This window comes from Citrobacter sp. CK195, assembly GCF_030333365.1.
GTDB classification, from domain to species: domain Bacteria; phylum Pseudomonadota; class Gammaproteobacteria; order Enterobacterales; family Enterobacteriaceae; genus Citrobacter_B; species Citrobacter_B koseri.
In genome coordinates this window covers 79,001-95,354 of sequence record NZ_JAOWGB010000021.1, presented here as the reverse complement: position 1 = coordinate 95,354, position 16,354 = coordinate 79,001, and the positions used below count along the sequence as shown (strand labels likewise).

The window sequence follows — 16,354 nt, the reverse complement described above, 5'->3', positions numbered from 1 at the left end:
TGCAGGCCGGATCTTATCCGGCCTGTAACAGACTACTCACTGCGAACACTTTGTCTTCTGAAAGAAATAAACCAAACGACACTAGATAAGATAATTGACGACAGCATAAAAATAATATTAACAGGTCGTGAGTTACAGATGATGATAAAACTAATTGCCAGCGCTAATACTGGAAAGATATATCCAAGAGGCAGAACAAATCCTTCTTTCTCTACTTCATTATTTTTCTTCCTGCGGTACTTCATAATGATAGTCGCTATCGGCGTTGGAATATATTGCAAGAAAAACATTAAAACCGCCAACTCAGCCAGTTGTGCAAATGTTCCACTCATAACAATAACAGATGCGATAAGCGCTGAGATTAAGGTTGAAAATACAGGTGCTCCTGCGTTATTTTTTCTTGCAAAAATACCTGGCAGCATACCATCATCAGCAATAGCACTGGCAATGCGAGGTGTGATAATCGAGCATGACATGTTTAACCCGGCAATTGAAATGATTGCGCCAAGAGCTATTATGCTTCCGCCTACCGAACCCAATGTTAATTTGGCTGCCTGCTGAATAGGGCTGTCATAATGAATAATGTCTTTACCTAAAATTGCAACAGCGCCTGCGATAATGAGAAAATAAATTAATGACACAAAGAAAACAGTAATAAGAATAGCACGAGAGACATTTTTCTCTGGAGATTTAATTTCAGCCGCAATTATGGGTAGTGCTTCAAATCCGAGAAAGGCATAAAAAAGTAGCAATGTGCTCTGGCTTACACCATCAAATAGGCTTTTATCTGTCGGGAGTTGAACAAATGGTGTGAAGTTGGCATTTTCAATTCCAGATTTAAGAAAAAATAGCGAGACAAAACAGAACCCTATAATTGGAATGAGTTTTATGACAGTAATAACCAATGTGAGATTTTTAGACGTCCTCATACCAAATAAGTTTGAGATAGCAAACACCCAGATGATAAGTAGTGCTGTTTGCGAAACTGTCAGTGGGAGTTCGGGAAAAAAAGCAAGAAATAGTTTAGCAAAGCCAACCGCCATAACGCCCCAACCAATAACATTAGTAAGCCAACCAAGCACACCAATATTAAACCCAGCGAGATCTCCCATCGAAAATTTTGCGTACTGATATGCTCCACCATTTTTGTCAAAATACTTAGAGCACTCAGCAAAACAGAGTGCAAAACAAAGCACCACAAAAACATCGATGAGAATCATAATAATTGAAGCCGGTCCCGTTAACTTATATAACTCTCCAGGCAAAAGAAATATACCAGATCCAATAATCGAGTTAACACCATAAATAACCGCACCAATTAAACCAAACTTTGCTGCGGTATTGTTATCTGAATTCATAACGCCCCCGTTACTCGATAAACTAATAATTATTAGCAAGTGCGTTCAGGAAGTGTTTCTTCACTTCATTAACGTCCACATCAAGACAAATTTGTTGAGATTTCAAATTTGCAAAAGGATCAACTCGTGTTGCTCTATACTTAGGCTTCAGCAGCGACTGACCAATACAGATACCTTCGGTAACGACGCGTAGAGAACTTTCAACTGTATCAAACCACTCAGGATTTAAAAGATAAGATACGGCTAAGGAATCATGTAGTGCCATTCCTTCAAAACCTTCTTCCTTGAGGCTATATTGCAGATAAAAATCGGCTATGCTTGTAAATAATTCATTTCCAGTATCACGGATTTCTTTCCCTGTAATTAATACCTGATGCGTAACATCCAAAGGGACGATGGTTACTGGCAGCGCCGAAGAAAGAACCTGATCGGCAGCATGAGGATCTTTCCAGAAATTGAACTCAGCAAATGGTGTCGAATTACCGGAGTGACCATGAGTACCGTATGCTCCCCCCATGATAACAACTTGTTTAACTAACTCCGCGATTTCTGGTGCTTGATTCAGTGCAACGCTAATGTTTGTTAATGGCCCAATAAGGATTAATGTAATCTCTCCAGGGTTAGACTTGATACTGTCAATGATGAATGAAATTGCATCCTCTGCATGACTATCATGCGGGTTTGAAAAAACGCCGCCAAGACCATCTTCTCCATGTACTTTTGTCCCTGGCGGAGCAGGTTCAATAGCCAGAGGTCTTGAGCATCCCCGATATATTTTTGTTCCAAGATTGATCTTCTCGCAGAAAAGCTTTGCGTTTTTAACCGCCTGTTCAACCGGAACATTACCAAAAACAGTAGTAATGCCAATAATATCTAAATATCCTGCTGCATAGGCGATCGCAAAAGCATCGTCGACGCCAATATCAGTATCAATAATTACTTTAGTCATAGTTTTTCTCTCGTTACATTTTTGAATAGCTTGATTCGTTCAATCGAATGAGAACATTTTTATGTTCAGGCATATTTGATGCCCCATTTAGCTCTACGGCCAGAGAAGAAAATGCAGCAGCATAATGACAGGCATGTTTTATTGTTTCACCTTTAGATAAGGAAGCAGCTAACGCCCCATTGAAAGCATCACCAGCACCCGTAGTATCAACGACCATCGCCGGATAAGCAGGAATCATATAAAATTGTCCCTTATCATATAAAAGTGCACCTTTATTCCCAAGCGTCACGATTACGCATTGCGGTCCCATTTGAGCGATTCGTTCAGCGGCTTTTTTTGCTGTTTCAATATCAGTAATATTAATGCCGCTGAGAAGCGTAGCTTCTGTTTGGTTTGGGGTGACTATATCGACGAACGGTAACATTATTTTCGCATCTGAAGTAAAAGGGGCGGGATTTAAGATAACCGTAACATCGTTCTCTCTGGCATACTTTATTGCGTTGATGGTTGCGGAAAGATTATTCTCAAGCTGTACCAGCAATATGTTGGAATTTAATATGTTTTTATGTGAATTTATAATCTCCTCATCGGTAATTGTTACATTAGCTCCTTGATTAATAGCAATCATATTTTCGCCATCTAATTCAGAAACGTATATTAATGCATTACCTGTAGGTGCGGAGTCTGAAACATATATCGTTAATGAGTCTATGTTTGATGCTTCTAAATGAGAGTAAGCATGTGAACTTAGCTGATCGTTACCCACTTTTGTAATAAAATCAACTTTGCACATTGCATTACTTGCTGCAATGGCCTGGTTAGCGCCTTTTCCCCCAGGCCCAAATGAGCAACTTTGTGATACAATAGTTTCTCCTGGGTGTGGAAGTCTTGCAACATAGGAAACAATATCTACATTGAAAGATCCAAAAACACATACCTTACCTTTTTTTTCTTCAGTCATAACTTTTATTGCATCCTGATGTTTTAACAAATCACTAATATTTGAAAGCATCTCTTTTCTGAAAGAGACCATGACATTCTTTTTATTAAGAATTGCGCCACCATAGCATCGTTCAATAGCCTGATTTTTTTCGAGATAAGACAGGTCGCGACGAATTGTTTCCTTTGATACAGAGAATAATTCGGCTAAATTATTAACCAGCACGCGTTCATTTTTAATAAGAATTGCTAATATTTTTGCACGTCGTTCTTCTAAAAGCATAGGGTTGTCCTCGTCGGTTGAATAATACTATTAATTACTGTGGATATGAAAAAGTGACCGTAATCTCATTAATTAGAGCAAAACGGAAGCAAACAGGCGAAGATTGAAGAAGTAACAATTTGTATTTTGAGTAACGGGTATTAGATGAATGAGTAAGTTAAATAGCGAGTCTAATGAATTTGTAATGTATATACGGCAGGCAGGGAAAAGAGGGGGCTTACGTTTTACAAGAGAAGAGATTCCGGGTATATGCCGGATGGCGGCTTACAGGGAGTATTTTGTAGGCCCGGTAAGCGTCGCGCCACCGGGCATAGGGTCAGCGACGTGAGCGGACAATCTGGTAGCGGCGAGTGAAATACTCAAACGGCGCGCTCCAGACATGCACCAGACGCGTGAACGGGAAAATCAGGAAGATGGTCATTCCCAACACCAGATGCGCGCGGAAAATTGGCGCCACGCCGTCCAGATGCGCCGAAGCGCCGCCCTGGAACGTCACAACCGCCTGCGCCCAACCGACCAGTTTCAGCATCTCGCTTCCGTCCGGGTGTTGCGCGGAGAACGGTATTGTCGTCAGCCCGAGGATGCACTGGATCAGCAGGATACAGAGGATCAAAATATCCGCCGTGGATGAGCTGGCGCGCACGCGCTGATTAAACAGGCGCCGAATCAGCAGACCAGCGCCGCCGACCAGCGTCAGCACACCGCAGACCCCGCCAAGAATCATCGCCATTTGCTGTTTCACCGCAATGGGCAGGAACCAGGCGTACATCCAGTGGGGCGTTAGCATACCGAACAGATGGCCGAAGAAGATCCCCAGGATGCCGATATGGAACAGGTTTGACCATAGCACCATGCCGCGTTTGTCCAGCATCTGGCTGGACGAGGCGCGCCAGGTGTACTGTCCGTAGTCATAGCGCAACCAACTGCCGAGAATAAACACCGTGCCGCAGAGGTAGGGGTAGATGTCGTAAAAAAAGACGTTCAGGTACTGTATCATTTCGGGCCTCCCGCGCTGACGTCGACATACTGTGGCGCCACGTCCTGGCTAAAGCGTCGTTGATAGTGTTGTAACGGAGAACTGTCACAGGCGGTGGCGTTATCTTCGATAAACTTCACCTGTTCCTCTTCCCAGACGGCATCCAGCGCCTGACGCGTATCGTCACGCGCCTCGCCGCCGATTTGCTGCGTGACGCTGTCACTTGAAAGTGGACTGCCCGCCAGCGACAGCAGGGCGTCAAACAGCTGATACCACGGCGTTTCCCGTTGTTTTAAACGCCCGCCCAGCAGCGCGAGGATCGGCGCGATGTTCTGCAATCCCTCCCGCGCTTCTGCTTCCGGCAGCACGCTCAAATACTCCAGATAGAGCGGCAGATGGTCGGGTAACTCGCGGCAGTCAAGTTGCAGTCCCACCTTTTCATACTGGGCCAGCAGATCGACCATCGCCTGACCCCGATCGCGCGATTCCGCATGAACGTGTTCAAACAGCAACAGCGACGTCGCGCGCCCGCGATCAAAGACTTCGCACCACTGCGCCTGCTTATCCAGCAGCGGGGCGTTTAACAGCTCAGTGGTGAAGTCGGTGAGCATTGGCGCGTCATGGCGAATAAGCGCGATGGCGTCGTCACGGCACACCCACAACAGCTCATCCGGGTACTCCATCAGCAAGCCGATAATCTTGAGGATCTGCATTATTCGCCCTCCGCCTTATCGCGTACTTCGGTGATGTTGATGGCGTCAATGCGGCTGCTGTTAAACAGGTTAAATTTGGTGTCGGAACCGTGGCAGCCATCGCCGAAGGTGAAGCCGCAGCCGTTACGCTCAGGGAAGGCGTCACGCGCCATTTCGCGGTGGCTGGTTGGGATCACGAAACGATCTTCGTAGTTGGCGATCGCCAGGTAGCGATACATCTCTTCCACCTGTTCCACACTTAAGCCGACTTCCTCAATAGCGCGGGTGTCCGTAACGCCTTCCACCGTCTGCGAACGCATATAGTGGCGCATCGCCATCATCCGTTTCAGGGCGCGCAGCACCGGGCCGGTATCGCCTGCGCTCAGCATATTGGCAAGGTACTGCACCGGAATACGCAGGCTTTCGATCGCCGGAAGCACACCTTCGGTTTGCGGCAGGCCGCCAGCATCGGCATAAGACTGAATTGGCGACAGCGGCGGCACGTACCAGACCATCGGCAGGGTGCGGTATTCCGGGTGTAACGGCAGCGCCAGCTTCCAGTCCATCGCCATTTTGTAGACCGGGGAACGCTGAGCGGCCTCAATCACGTTTTGCGGAATACCCTGTTTCAACGCTTCTTCAATCACCGCCGGATCGTTCGGGTCAAGGAACACGTCGCACTGGCGCTCATAGAGATCGGTTTCGTGTTCGGTGCTGGCCGCTTCTTCAATGCGGTCCGCGTCATACAGCAACACGCCGAGATAGCGAATACGGCCAACACAGGTTTCCGAGCAGACGGTCGGCTGACCGGATTCGATACGCGGATAACAGAAAATACATTTTTCTGATTTGCCGCTTTTCCAGTTGAAGTAGATTTTTTTGTACGGACAACCGCTGATGCACAGACGCCAGCCGCGACATTTGTCCTGGTCGATCAGCACAATGCCATCTTCTTCACGCTTATAAATCGCGCCGCTCGGGCAGGTCGCCACACAGCTTGGGTTCAGGCAGTGCTCGCACAGACGCGGCAGATACATCATGAAGGTGTTTTCGAACTGGCCGTACATCTCCTTTTGCATCTTCTCGAAGTTACGATCGCGGGCACGTTTTGAAAATTCGCCGCCGAGCAGTTCTTCCCAGTTTGGCCCCCAGACAATTTTGTCCATCCTTTTGCCGTCAATCAGCGAACGCGGGCGGGCGGTGGGCTGGTTTTTGCTCTCCGGCGCGCTGTGCAGATGCTGATAATCGTAGGTAAACGGTTCGTAGTAATCATCGATTTGCGGGATCACCGGGTTGGCGAAGATTTTGGTGATAACGCCCATCTTGCCGCCCAGACGCGGTCTTATCTTGCCGTTGACATCGCGAACCCAGCCGCCTTGCCACTCCTCCTGATCTTCCCAGTTTTTCGGATAGCCGATACCAGGTTTTGTCTCAACGTTGTTAAACCACGCGTACTCCATACCTTCACGCCCGGTCCAGACGTTTTTACAGGTGACGGAGCAGGTGTGGCAGCCGATGCACTTATCAAGGTTGAGAACCATGCCTACCTGTGAGCGTATTTTCATTTTTTCGCCTCCTGTACCTGATCCCGACCTTCATCATCCAGCCAGTTAATATTTTTCATTTTTCTAATCATGATGAACTCGTCGCGGTTCGATCCGACCGTACCGTAGTAGTTAAAGCTGTAGGCCAGCTGCGCATAGCCGCCGATCATATGGGTCGGTTTCGGGCAGACGCGCGTAACGGAGTTGTGGATCCCGCCGCGCATCCCTGTGACTTCAGAACCCGGAATATTCATGATGCGTTCCTGAGCGTGGTACATCATGGTCATACCCGGCGGCACGCGCTGGCTGACCACCGCACGCGCGGTGAGGGCGCCGTTGGCGTTGAAGGCCTCGATCCAGTCGTTATCCTCAATGCCCAGCTCACGGGCATCGGTTTCACTGATCCAGACAATCGGCCCGCCGCGCGACAGCGTCAGCATGAGCAGGTTTTCGCTATAGGTGGAGTGAATGCCCCATTTCTGGTGCGGCGTGAGGAAGTTCAGCGCTTTTTCCGGGAAACCGTTCGGCGGGATTTCGCGCATTTCGCTGACGCTACGGGTGTCAATCGGCGGACGGTAGGCCACCAGACTTTCCCCGAAGGCGCGCATCCAGGCGTGATCCTGATAGAGCTGCTGACGACCGGACAGCGTGCGCCACGGGATCAGCTCATGAACGTTGGTGTACCCGGCATTGTAAGAGACATGCTCGCTTTCAAGACCGGACCAGGTCGGGCTGGAGATAATTTTGCGCGGCTGGGCCTGAATATCCCGGAAGCGGATTTTCTCGTCTTCTTTGTTCAGCGCCAGATGAGTATGATCGCGCCCGGTCATCGCGCCCAGCGCCTCCCAGGCTTTGACCGCCACCTGGCCGTTGGTTTCCGGCGCCAGCGCAAGAATGACCTCAGAGGCGTCCAGCGCGGTGTCAATCAGCGGACGACCTTTCGCCGGGCCTTCGCGTTTGGTGTAATTGAGTTTACCGAGGAAATCGACTTCGTTTTCCGTATTCCAGGAAATGCCTTTCCCGCCGTTGCCCAGCGTATCCATCAACGGGCCGAGGGAGGTGAACCGTTCATACGTCGCCGGATAGTCGCGTTCCACCACCGCGATGTTCGGCGCGGTTTTACCGGGGATAAGATCGCATTCACCTTTGCGCCAGTCGAGAATATCAAACGGCTGCGCCAGCTCCGCCGGGGAGTCATGCTGTAGCGGTTGCAGCACCACATCGGTTTCTTTGCCAAGATGCCCCACGCAGACGTCGGAGAACACTTTGGCGATCCCTTTATAGATTTCCCAGTCGCTTTTCGATTCCCACGCCGGGTCAACGGCAGCAGACAGCGGATGAATAAACGGATGCATATCCGAGGTATTCATGTCGTCTTTTTCATACCAGGTGGCGGTCGGCAGCACAATATCCGAGAACAGGCAGGTGCTGGACATGCGGAAATCCAGCGTCACCAGCAGGTCGAGCTTGCCTTCAATGGCGGCCGTTTGCCACTCCACATCTTCCGGTTTGACGCCGTCACTGGACCCCAGCGCCTCTCCCTGAATGCCGCTTTCAGTGCCCAGCAGGTATTTGAGCATGTATTCATGCCCCTTGCCGGATGAACCCAGCAAATTCGAGCGCCAGACGAAGAGGTTGCGCGGGTGGTTTTTACCGCTGTCCGGCTGCTCGCAGGCAAAACGAATATCCCCCGACTTCAGCGCCTGTACGGTGTAATCGGCAGGGGATAATCCGGCCTGTTCCGCTTTGTTTTTCAGCGTGAGCGGGTTGAGATTGAGCTGAGGCGCGGAGGGCAGCCAGCCCATACGTTCAGCTCGCACGTTGAAATCAATTAAATGGCCGGTAAAGCGTGAGGAATCAGCCAGCGGCGACAGCAGTTCCTGCGCGGTCAGTTTTTCATAACGCCACTGGCTGGCGTGATTATAGAAAAACGACGTGCTGTTCATCTGACGCGGCGGGCGGTTCCAGTCCAGCGCAAACGCCAGCGGCAGCCAGCCGGTTTGCGGGCGTAACTTTTCCTGCCCCACGTAGTGCGCCCAGCCGCCGCCGCTTTGCCCCACGCAGCCGCAGAACACGAGGATGTTAATCATCCCGCGATAGTTCATATCCATGTGATACCAGTGGTTCACACCGGCGCCGAGGATGATCATGGAACGGCCATGCGTTTTATGCGCGGTATCGGCAAATTCCCGGGCGATCGTTTCGATGTGACGACGCGGTACGCCGGTAATCTGTTCGCCCCAGGCGGGAGTGTAGGCCTTAATTTCCGCGTAATCTTTGGCGCTGTGATCGTCATCCAGACCACGATCCAGGCCATAATTCGCCAGCACCAGGTCGTAGACGCTGACGACCGGGCAGAGGCTGCCATCGGCCAGGGTAAGACGCTTCACCGGCAACTGGCGCACCAGAACCGGTTCTTGCTTCACGCTGCGAAAATGCGGGTTCTCATTACCGCCAAAGTAAGGGAACGCCACGCCAGCGACATCATCATGCTGGCCCAGCAAGGAGAGGGTCAGTTCCGTTTCGTTGCCTGCCGCCAGCGGCTCAAGATTCCACTTGCCTTTCTCGCCCCAGCGAAAGCCGATGGAACCGTTTGGCACCACCAGTTCACCCGCGCGGTTATAAGCGACGGTTTTCCATTCCGGGTTATTGGTTTCACCCAGCCCGTCGACCAGATCGGACGCCCGCATCATGCGACCCGGCACATAGCTGCCGTCTTCGCGCGCTTCAAGCATGACCAGCATCGGCATGTCGGTATAGCGGCGACAGTAATTCAGGAAATAGTCGCTGGGGTTATCGAGATGAAACTCTTTGAGGATGACGTGGCCCATTGCCATCGCCAGCGCGCTGTCAGTACCTTGCTTCGGCGCCAGCCACTGGTCGCACAGCTTGGCGACTTCTGAGTAGTCCGGCGTAATGGCAATCGTCTTGGTGCCTTTGTAACGCACTTCTGTGAAGAAGTGCGCGTCCGGCGTGCGCGTTTGCGGCACGTTAGAGCCCCAGGCGATGATATAGCTGGAGTTGTACCAGTCTGCGGATTCCGGGACATCGGTTTGCTCGCCCCACGTCATCGGCGATGCGGGCGGCAGATCGCAGTACCAGTCATAGAAACTCAGGCAGGTTCCGCCGAGCAACGAGAGATAACGGGTTCCGGCGGCGTAGGAGACCATCGACATCGCCGGAATCGGCGAGAACCCGGCGACACGGTCAGGCCCATAGTTTTTGACGGTCCAGACGTTGGCCGCCGCGATCAGCTGATTAAGTTCTTTCCAGTTAGAACGAATAAACCCACCGCGTCCGCGCACCTGCTTGTAGCTTTGGCACTTTTGCGGATCGTTCATGATCGACTCCCACGCCAGCACCGGATCAGGCTGGCGGGAAAGGGCGTCACGCCACAGTTCAATCAGGCGTTTACGCACCAGCGGATACTTCAGGCGGTTAGCGCTATAGAGATACCAGGAATAACTGGCGCCGCGTGGGCAGCCGCGCGGTTCATGATTAGGCAGATCCGGGCGGGTTCGGGGGTAGTCCGTCTGCTGCGTTTCCCAGGTCACCAGACCATTTTTAACGTAGATTTTCCAGCTACAGGAGCCGGTGCAGTTCACGCCATGCGTGGAGCGCACGATTTTATCGAACTGCCAGCGCTGACGATAACTGTCCTCCCAGTCCCGGTTGGTGTGCATCACCTGCCCGTGACCGTCCGCAAAAGTGTCGCCTTTTTGCTTAAAATAGCGAAAGCGATCCAACAGTTTACTCATGACATTTCTCCTGCTCCATAATGTGTCAGGCGGTCTTGTAGGCCGGATAAGGCGCTGCGCGATTGCCTGATGGCGACGCCCGGCGTCTTATCCGGCCTACGTCCGAACCTGTGATGAATATGTTTTATTTTTTTGTTGCTGCCTGTTTACGGCGACCATAAACCAGCCAGGTCACCAGTACGCAAACGATGTAAAACACCAGAAAGATTTTCATTGCGCCAACCGGCGAGCCGGTCAACGCCAGAGAAGAACCAAAAGCTTTAGGGATAAAGAAACCGCCGACTGCGCCAATCGCAGAGATAAAACCGAGGGCGGCAGCCGTATCGGTCACGGCTTCACGCTGGGCCTGCGCATCTGAGCCGCCGCGCAGTTTCACCCTGTAGATCGTGATCTGGCGGAAAATGACCGCAATCATCTGGAAGGTCGAGCCGCTTCCCAGGCCCGCCGTCAGGAAAAGCCCCATAAACACCAGATAGAAGGCGATAAAACTTCCTGAGCCGGAGCCCGGTAATGTCAGAAACAGCAGGGCGGTAAACAGCGCCATGAAAACGAAGTTAATCAGCGTGACGCGAACGCCGCCGAACTTGTCAGAAATAACGCCACCCGCAGAACGCGCAAGCGCGCCGATAAACGGGCCAAAGAAGGCCAGTTGCAGAATATTGACGTCGGGAAACTGGGTTTTCGCCAGCATGGCGAATCCTGCGGAGAAACCGATAAAAGAACCGAAGGTGGCGAGATAGAGCAGGCTGAGCAGCCAAAGGTGAAAGCGTTTCAGCACCGGCAGTTGAGACGCGACAGAGGCTTTCGAACTGGCGATATCATTCATCCCGGTCCAGGCTGCGAGGGTTGCGATAAGCAATAACGGCACCCAGATCCACGCGGCGTTCGTCAGCGAAAGCAGCGAGCCATCGGGCTGCGGCACGCCCTGTACGCCCAGAAAAGTGAACATGGGCAGGAAAATCACCAGCGGGGCGACAAGTTGCATCACGCTGACGCCAAGGTTGCCTAAACCGCCGTTCACGCCGAGGGCGCTACCTTGCTTTGCTTTCGGGAAGAAAAAGCTGATGTTGCCCATACTGGAGGCAAAGTTAGCGCCAGCAAAACCGCACAGCAGCGCAATGATAATAAATACTCCAAAAGGGGTGGATGTATTTTGCACCGCAAAACCGAGCCAGATACAGGGAATAATCAGAATAACTGTGCTAAAAATCGTCCAGCGACGCCCGCCAAATATAGGTACCATAAAGGAGTAGGGCACGCGTAATATAGCCCCGGACAGCGAAGGTAAAGCGGTTAATAAAAAGAGCTGGTCAGTGGTGAAATTAAAACCAATTTTATTCAAATTAACGGCGACGGCGCTAAACAACATCCAGACGCAGAATGCGAGCAATAAACAAGCCACTGATATCCAAAGATTTCTTCGGGCAATGTGTTTACCTTTGTTTTCCCAGAAAGCGGGTTGTTCTGGCCTCCAGTCACTCAAAAGATAACGATTATTTTTCTCATTTTGTAGCGCCATATTGCCCTCACACGCACACGTCGTTCATGAAAAAAAAGAAATAAGTCCAAGAAGGGCGCGCGGGCCCTTTTTAGAATTTATTGAAGACTTTTAAGAATATTGATTGAAAGGATAGATAAAAAAGCGAGACCACGAGGAGTGAAGGGCGGTTAATAAGTTGCTTAAGTGTTACCAAATGTAAACACAAAAGATGTATTGTTAACTAACGTATAACATCAGCGAAATAACTCCAGTGTAATCATGCGGTCCAGATGCTGCTGGTAGGCAGGATCGGTCATTTCAGGCATACCGAGGGCGTACATGCCGTCCAGCCCGCAGGCTAATGCGATTAATCGCCAGGCGACATCAGCGGCGGCTGAGGCCAATGAAAATTCTCCTGCTTCCTGACCGCCTTCAATGATGGCGGTCGTTTCTTCATGCCACATTTGCATGGTCAGCAGGTAGGCACTTTTAATTTCCGGGTCGTTATCCGCCAGGATCTGCGCTTCCCGCCAGAGTTTAATGTAGGGCTCTAATCCGCCATCGTCACTCCCCAGCATGGCGTGCAGCCGCATGCGCCAGGTGCAGTGCTCGGGCACCAGGCTGGCATCCAGCAAGGTGCGAATCAGACGAACGAATACCTGAGATTTAAGCTCGCCCGAACTGCTGAAATGGTGGTGGAGTTGTCCGGTCGCGACGCCGGCTTCCTGCGCGATTCGCCTTACCGTCATGCCGCTCAATCCCTCCTCCAGCGCGACGCGCATTGCCGCTTGCAGGATCACTTCACGGCGCTCATCCCGATTCAGATAACTCATGGCTTTCTCCCATTTTCGCAGTTGGCGCAGTGTAACAAAAAGCTGGACATGCGTTCAACTTTCCGTAGGATCGCGAGAGTTGAACATGTGTTCAGTTTTTGCTTTCAAAGGACGTTTTATGTTTCGTCAGTGGTTAACGTTAATGATTATTGTACTGGTCTACATCCCTGTTGCGATTGATGCAACGGTGCTGCACGTTGCCGCACCCACGCTGAGCATGACGTTGGGCGCCAGTGGCAACGAGCTGTTGTGGATCATTGATATTTATTCTCTGGTGATGGCAGGGATGGTATTGCCGATGGGCGCGCTGGGCGATCGAATCGGCTTTAAACGCCTGCTGTTGCTGGGGGGAGGCTTATTCGGTCTTGCGTCGCTGGCGGCAGCGTTCGCCCACAGCGCCAGTTGGCTGATCGCTACCCGCGCGATTCTGGCTATCGGCGCGGCGATGATTGTTCCGGCGACGCTGGCCGGTATCCGCGCCACGTTTTCTGAGGCCCGTCACCGTAATATGGCGCTTGGCGTCTGGGCGGCCGTAGGGTCGGGCGGCGCCGCGTTCGGCCCGCTGGTCGGCGGTATGTTACTGGAGCACTTTTACTGGGGATCGGTCTTTCTGATCAATGTACCCATTGTTCTGGTGGTGATGGCGTTAACGGCGCGCTTTGTGCCTCGCCAGTCCGGTCGCCGCGATCAGCCATTGAACTTTAGCCATGCGGTCATGCTGATTATCGCCATCCTGCTGCTGGTATACAGCGCGAAAACCGCGCTGAAAGGGCAACTGGCCAGCGGCGTTATCGCCCTGACGCTGATGATCGGCGCGCTGTTGTTGGGCATGTTTATCCGCACGCAGCTCGCCGCAGCGCGCCCGATGATCGATATGCGTCTGTTTACGCATCGCATCATTCTGAGCGGCGTTGTGATGGCGATGACGGCGATGATCACGCTGGTCGGCTTCGAGTTGCTGATGGCGCAGGAGCTTCAGTTTGTTCATGGCTTAACGCCGTATGAAGCAGGGCTGTTTATGCTGCCAGTGATGCTCGCAAGTGGATTCAGCGGCCCCCTTGCCGGGATGCTGGTTTCACGACTGGGATTGCGAACAGTGGCGACTGGCGGCATGGCGCTAAGCGCGCTGAGCTTTTATGGCCTGGCAATGACGGATTTCAGCACGCAGCAATGGCAGGCCTGGTGCCTGATGGCGCTGCTGGGTTTTAGCGCCGCCAGCGCGTTGCTCGCCTCTACTGCCGCCATTATGGCCGCTGCGCCCGCAGAAAAAGCGGCGGCGGCCGGGGCGATAGAAACCATGGCCTATGAACTGGGCGCCGGGCTTGGCATTGCAATCTTTGGCTTGTTGTTAAGCCGCAGCTTTTCCGCATCTATCCTGCTTCCTTCCGGCCTGAACGCAGAGGAAATCGAACGCGCATCGTCGTCAATGGGAGAAGCGGTGCAGCTGGCGGATACGCTCTCGCCTTCACTTGGTGAGGCGATACTGGACGCCGCCAGACAGGCGTTTACCTGGTCGCACAGCGTGGCGCTGAGCAGTGCCGGAAGCATGTTAATTCTGTTAGCGGTAGGGATGTGGTTTAGTCTGGCAAAAGTAAAACGCGGCTAACCTAATGTGCTAATTGACAGGGGTAATCCATCGCTTCGATCTCTTTACCGCTCAGGCGAGCGTATTGCCCCGTCAACCGCCAGAACGCAGGTTGCGTTTCGGTATAGATTTCGGCTGCCAGGATCAGACGACGCCGCTCATCTTCGGTTAATTCCAACAGCGTCCAGGGCATAAAATAGCGGTCGCTTTCCGTCAGCCGGAACCACAGCGGACACCCACAACCTGAACAGAAGTAGCGTTCGCCACGCAAAGAAGAAGAGAAGTGAGAGGGCTCTGGTGAATGGGGAGCCATAAGCGGACGACCGCAGGCTTCCAGGTACATCGCAATACCACCAGACCATTTTTGACACAGCGTGCAGTGACAGGCATAAACATCGAGCATTTCAACGTCAACGGTAAAATGACTCTGCCCACAGAGGCAACGTCCTGTGAACGTTTGCACGGCATACTCCTTATGACCGAGGCATACAACAAGATAAAAAGCCAGCCCGCTATGGACTGGCTTAGAATTACGCTACAACAGACTTAGAACTGGTAGTTCAGACCAACAGCAACCACGTTGTCAGTGCTCACACGAGCATCTTTAGTGAAGTTGGTATCGTCCAGCAGGTTGATTTTGTAATCAACGAAGGTAGACATGTTTTTATTGAAGTAGTAGGTCGCACCTAAATCAATGTATTCAACCAGATCCTGGTCGCCCCAGCTACCGATGTCTTTACCTTTGGATTTCAGGTAAGCGATGGACGGACGCAGACCGAAGTCGAACTGGTACTGAGCAACAGCTTCAAAGTTCTGAGTCTTGTTAGCAATATAATCGTCACCGAAAGTGGTCATGTTCAGCGTTTCAGAGTAAGTTGCAGCCAAATAGATGTCGTTTGCATCATATTTCAGACCTGCTGCCCATACTTCTGCATTTTTACCGTTAGCGTTAAAATTGCTTGCTGCATTGACTTGTTTGTCAGTACGGTCAGATTTCGCATAGGTAGCACCTACACCGAAGCCTTCGTATTCATAAGTTGCAGACAGACCGAAACCATCACCATTAGCTTCTTGAACACCGTCACGGTCGTTTTTGCCCTGGTACTGAGCAGCAAAGTTCAGACCTTCAACCAGACCGAAGAAGTCAGTATTACGGTAAGTTGCAACACCGGTAGTACGGCCAGTCATGAACACGTCAGTCTGGGTCCAGGTATCGCCACCGAACTCAGGCAGTACGTCGGTCCATGCGCCGATGTCGTATGCAACACCGTAGTTACGACCGTAATCGAAGGAACCAAATTCAGCGAATTTCAGGCCTGCAAATGCCAGACGAGTTTTGTCTTTGTCAGAACCCTGGTTTTCAGAACGGTTGCCTTTAAATTCATATTCCCACTGGCCGAAACCGGTCAGTTGGTCGTTAATCTGAGTTTCACCTTTGAAGCCCAGACGCGCATAAGTTTTATCACCATCACTACCGGTATCATCAGAGAAGTAATGCTGAGCGTGAACTTTACCGTACAGGTCCAGTTTGTTGCCGTCTTTGTTATATACCTCAGCTGCGTTTACCGCACCTGCTGCCAACAGGGTAGTCACTGCCACTGCAACTAATTTAAGTTTCATTTTAATTAATCCTTATAATTTTCTTAGCGTGTTTCCTAAACCATTTCTAAACGAGGCCGCTTGTCAATGGCAGACTATTTTTAATAGACGTCGTGGTACTAATTCAATAATAAGTTTCATAAGATTACAAATTATTTGAAGTTGTGTGATCCAGATCTACATAATAGATCTCATGGTATTAATTTTAGATGGGTATATCCTGAGATAATATATTTTCAAAAGGAATTGTTTTGCGGGTGATGGTTTTATTGTCTCTAGTCACGCTTGCTGACTATATACGAAAATACAGTTACAAATGAACATAAAATGCTTTATTTTATCAATTGAATATCATAAT

Annotated in this window: 12 protein-coding genes; 1 reads left to right on the top strand and 11 read right to left on the bottom strand. The window is 51.0% G+C overall.

The features are described 5' to 3' along the window. Positions 1-32: 32 nt before the first annotated feature. The 9 genes from OGX93_RS03650 to OGX93_RS03610 form a co-directional block, all read right to left on the bottom strand. Positions 33-1,358 (bottom strand): APC family permease, encoded by a 1,326-nt coding sequence (locus tag OGX93_RS03650; protein WP_286449534.1) that lies wholly within the window; start codon positions 1,356-1,358, stop codon positions 33-35. A gap of 22 nt (positions 1,359-1,380) precedes the next feature. After that, positions 1,381-2,307 carry a nucleoside hydrolase gene (locus OGX93_RS03645; RefSeq protein WP_049009887.1) on the bottom strand — a complete coding sequence of 309 codons (927 nt, stop codon included), beginning with the start codon at positions 2,305-2,307 and terminating at the stop codon, positions 1,381-1,383. 13 nt (positions 2,308-2,320) lie between these two features. Continuing rightward, positions 2,321-3,529, bottom strand: coding sequence for a ribokinase (rbsK, locus tag OGX93_RS03640; RefSeq protein ID WP_115614784.1), 1,209 nt, complete (start codon positions 3,527-3,529; stop codon positions 2,321-2,323). Positions 3,530-3,845: 316 nt separating this feature from the next. After that, the gene (narI, locus tag OGX93_RS03635) at positions 3,846-4,526 is read right to left on the bottom strand and encodes a respiratory nitrate reductase subunit gamma (protein ID WP_012132374.1); all 681 of its coding nucleotides are present in this window, start codon (positions 4,524-4,526) and stop codon (positions 3,846-3,848) included. Continuing rightward, positions 4,523-5,218 (bottom strand): nitrate reductase molybdenum cofactor assembly chaperone, encoded by a 696-nt coding sequence (gene narW, locus OGX93_RS03630; protein WP_286449533.1) that lies wholly within the window; start codon positions 5,216-5,218, stop codon positions 4,523-4,525. The genes narI and narW overlap by 4 nt, the downstream gene beginning before the upstream one ends. Next, positions 5,218-6,762, bottom strand: coding sequence for a nitrate reductase subunit beta (gene narH / locus OGX93_RS03625; protein ID WP_012132376.1), 1,545 nt, complete (start codon positions 6,760-6,762; stop codon positions 5,218-5,220). The genes narW and narH overlap by 1 nt, the downstream gene beginning before the upstream one ends. Then, the gene (locus tag OGX93_RS03620; protein WP_114847899.1) at positions 6,759-10,499 is read right to left on the bottom strand and encodes a nitrate reductase subunit alpha; all 3,741 of its coding nucleotides are present in this window, start codon (positions 10,497-10,499) and stop codon (positions 6,759-6,761) included. Before OGX93_RS03620 ends, narH begins: the two co-directional genes overlap by 4 nt. A 124-nt stretch (positions 10,500-10,623) precedes the next feature. Further along, positions 10,624-12,018, bottom strand: coding sequence for a NarK family nitrate/nitrite MFS transporter (locus OGX93_RS03615; RefSeq protein ID WP_286449531.1), 1,395 nt, complete (start codon positions 12,016-12,018; stop codon positions 10,624-10,626). Positions 12,019-12,233: 215 nt separating this feature from the next. Continuing rightward, on the bottom strand, positions 12,234-12,812 hold the full coding sequence (locus OGX93_RS03610; protein ID WP_058669179.1) for a TetR family transcriptional regulator: 579 nt from the start codon (positions 12,810-12,812) through the stop codon (positions 12,234-12,236). Between the two features lie 118 nt (positions 12,813-12,930). Here OGX93_RS03610 and OGX93_RS03605 point away from each other — a divergent pair, with 118 nt between their 5' ends. After that, on the top strand, positions 12,931-14,418 hold the full coding sequence (locus OGX93_RS03605) for an MFS transporter (RefSeq protein ID WP_012132380.1): 1,488 nt from the start codon (positions 12,931-12,933) through the stop codon (positions 14,416-14,418). A gap of 1 nt (position 14,419) precedes the next feature. On the opposite strand, the gene OGX93_RS03600 is transcribed toward OGX93_RS03605, so the two are convergent. Further along, positions 14,420-14,860, bottom strand: coding sequence for a GFA family protein (locus OGX93_RS03600; protein WP_024130326.1), 441 nt, complete (start codon positions 14,858-14,860; stop codon positions 14,420-14,422). 83 nt (positions 14,861-14,943) lie between these two features. Continuing rightward, on the bottom strand, positions 14,944-16,017 hold the full coding sequence (gene ompD, locus OGX93_RS03595) for a porin OmpD (RefSeq protein WP_248622957.1): 1,074 nt from the start codon (positions 16,015-16,017) through the stop codon (positions 14,944-14,946). Positions 16,018-16,354 lie beyond the last annotated feature (337 nt).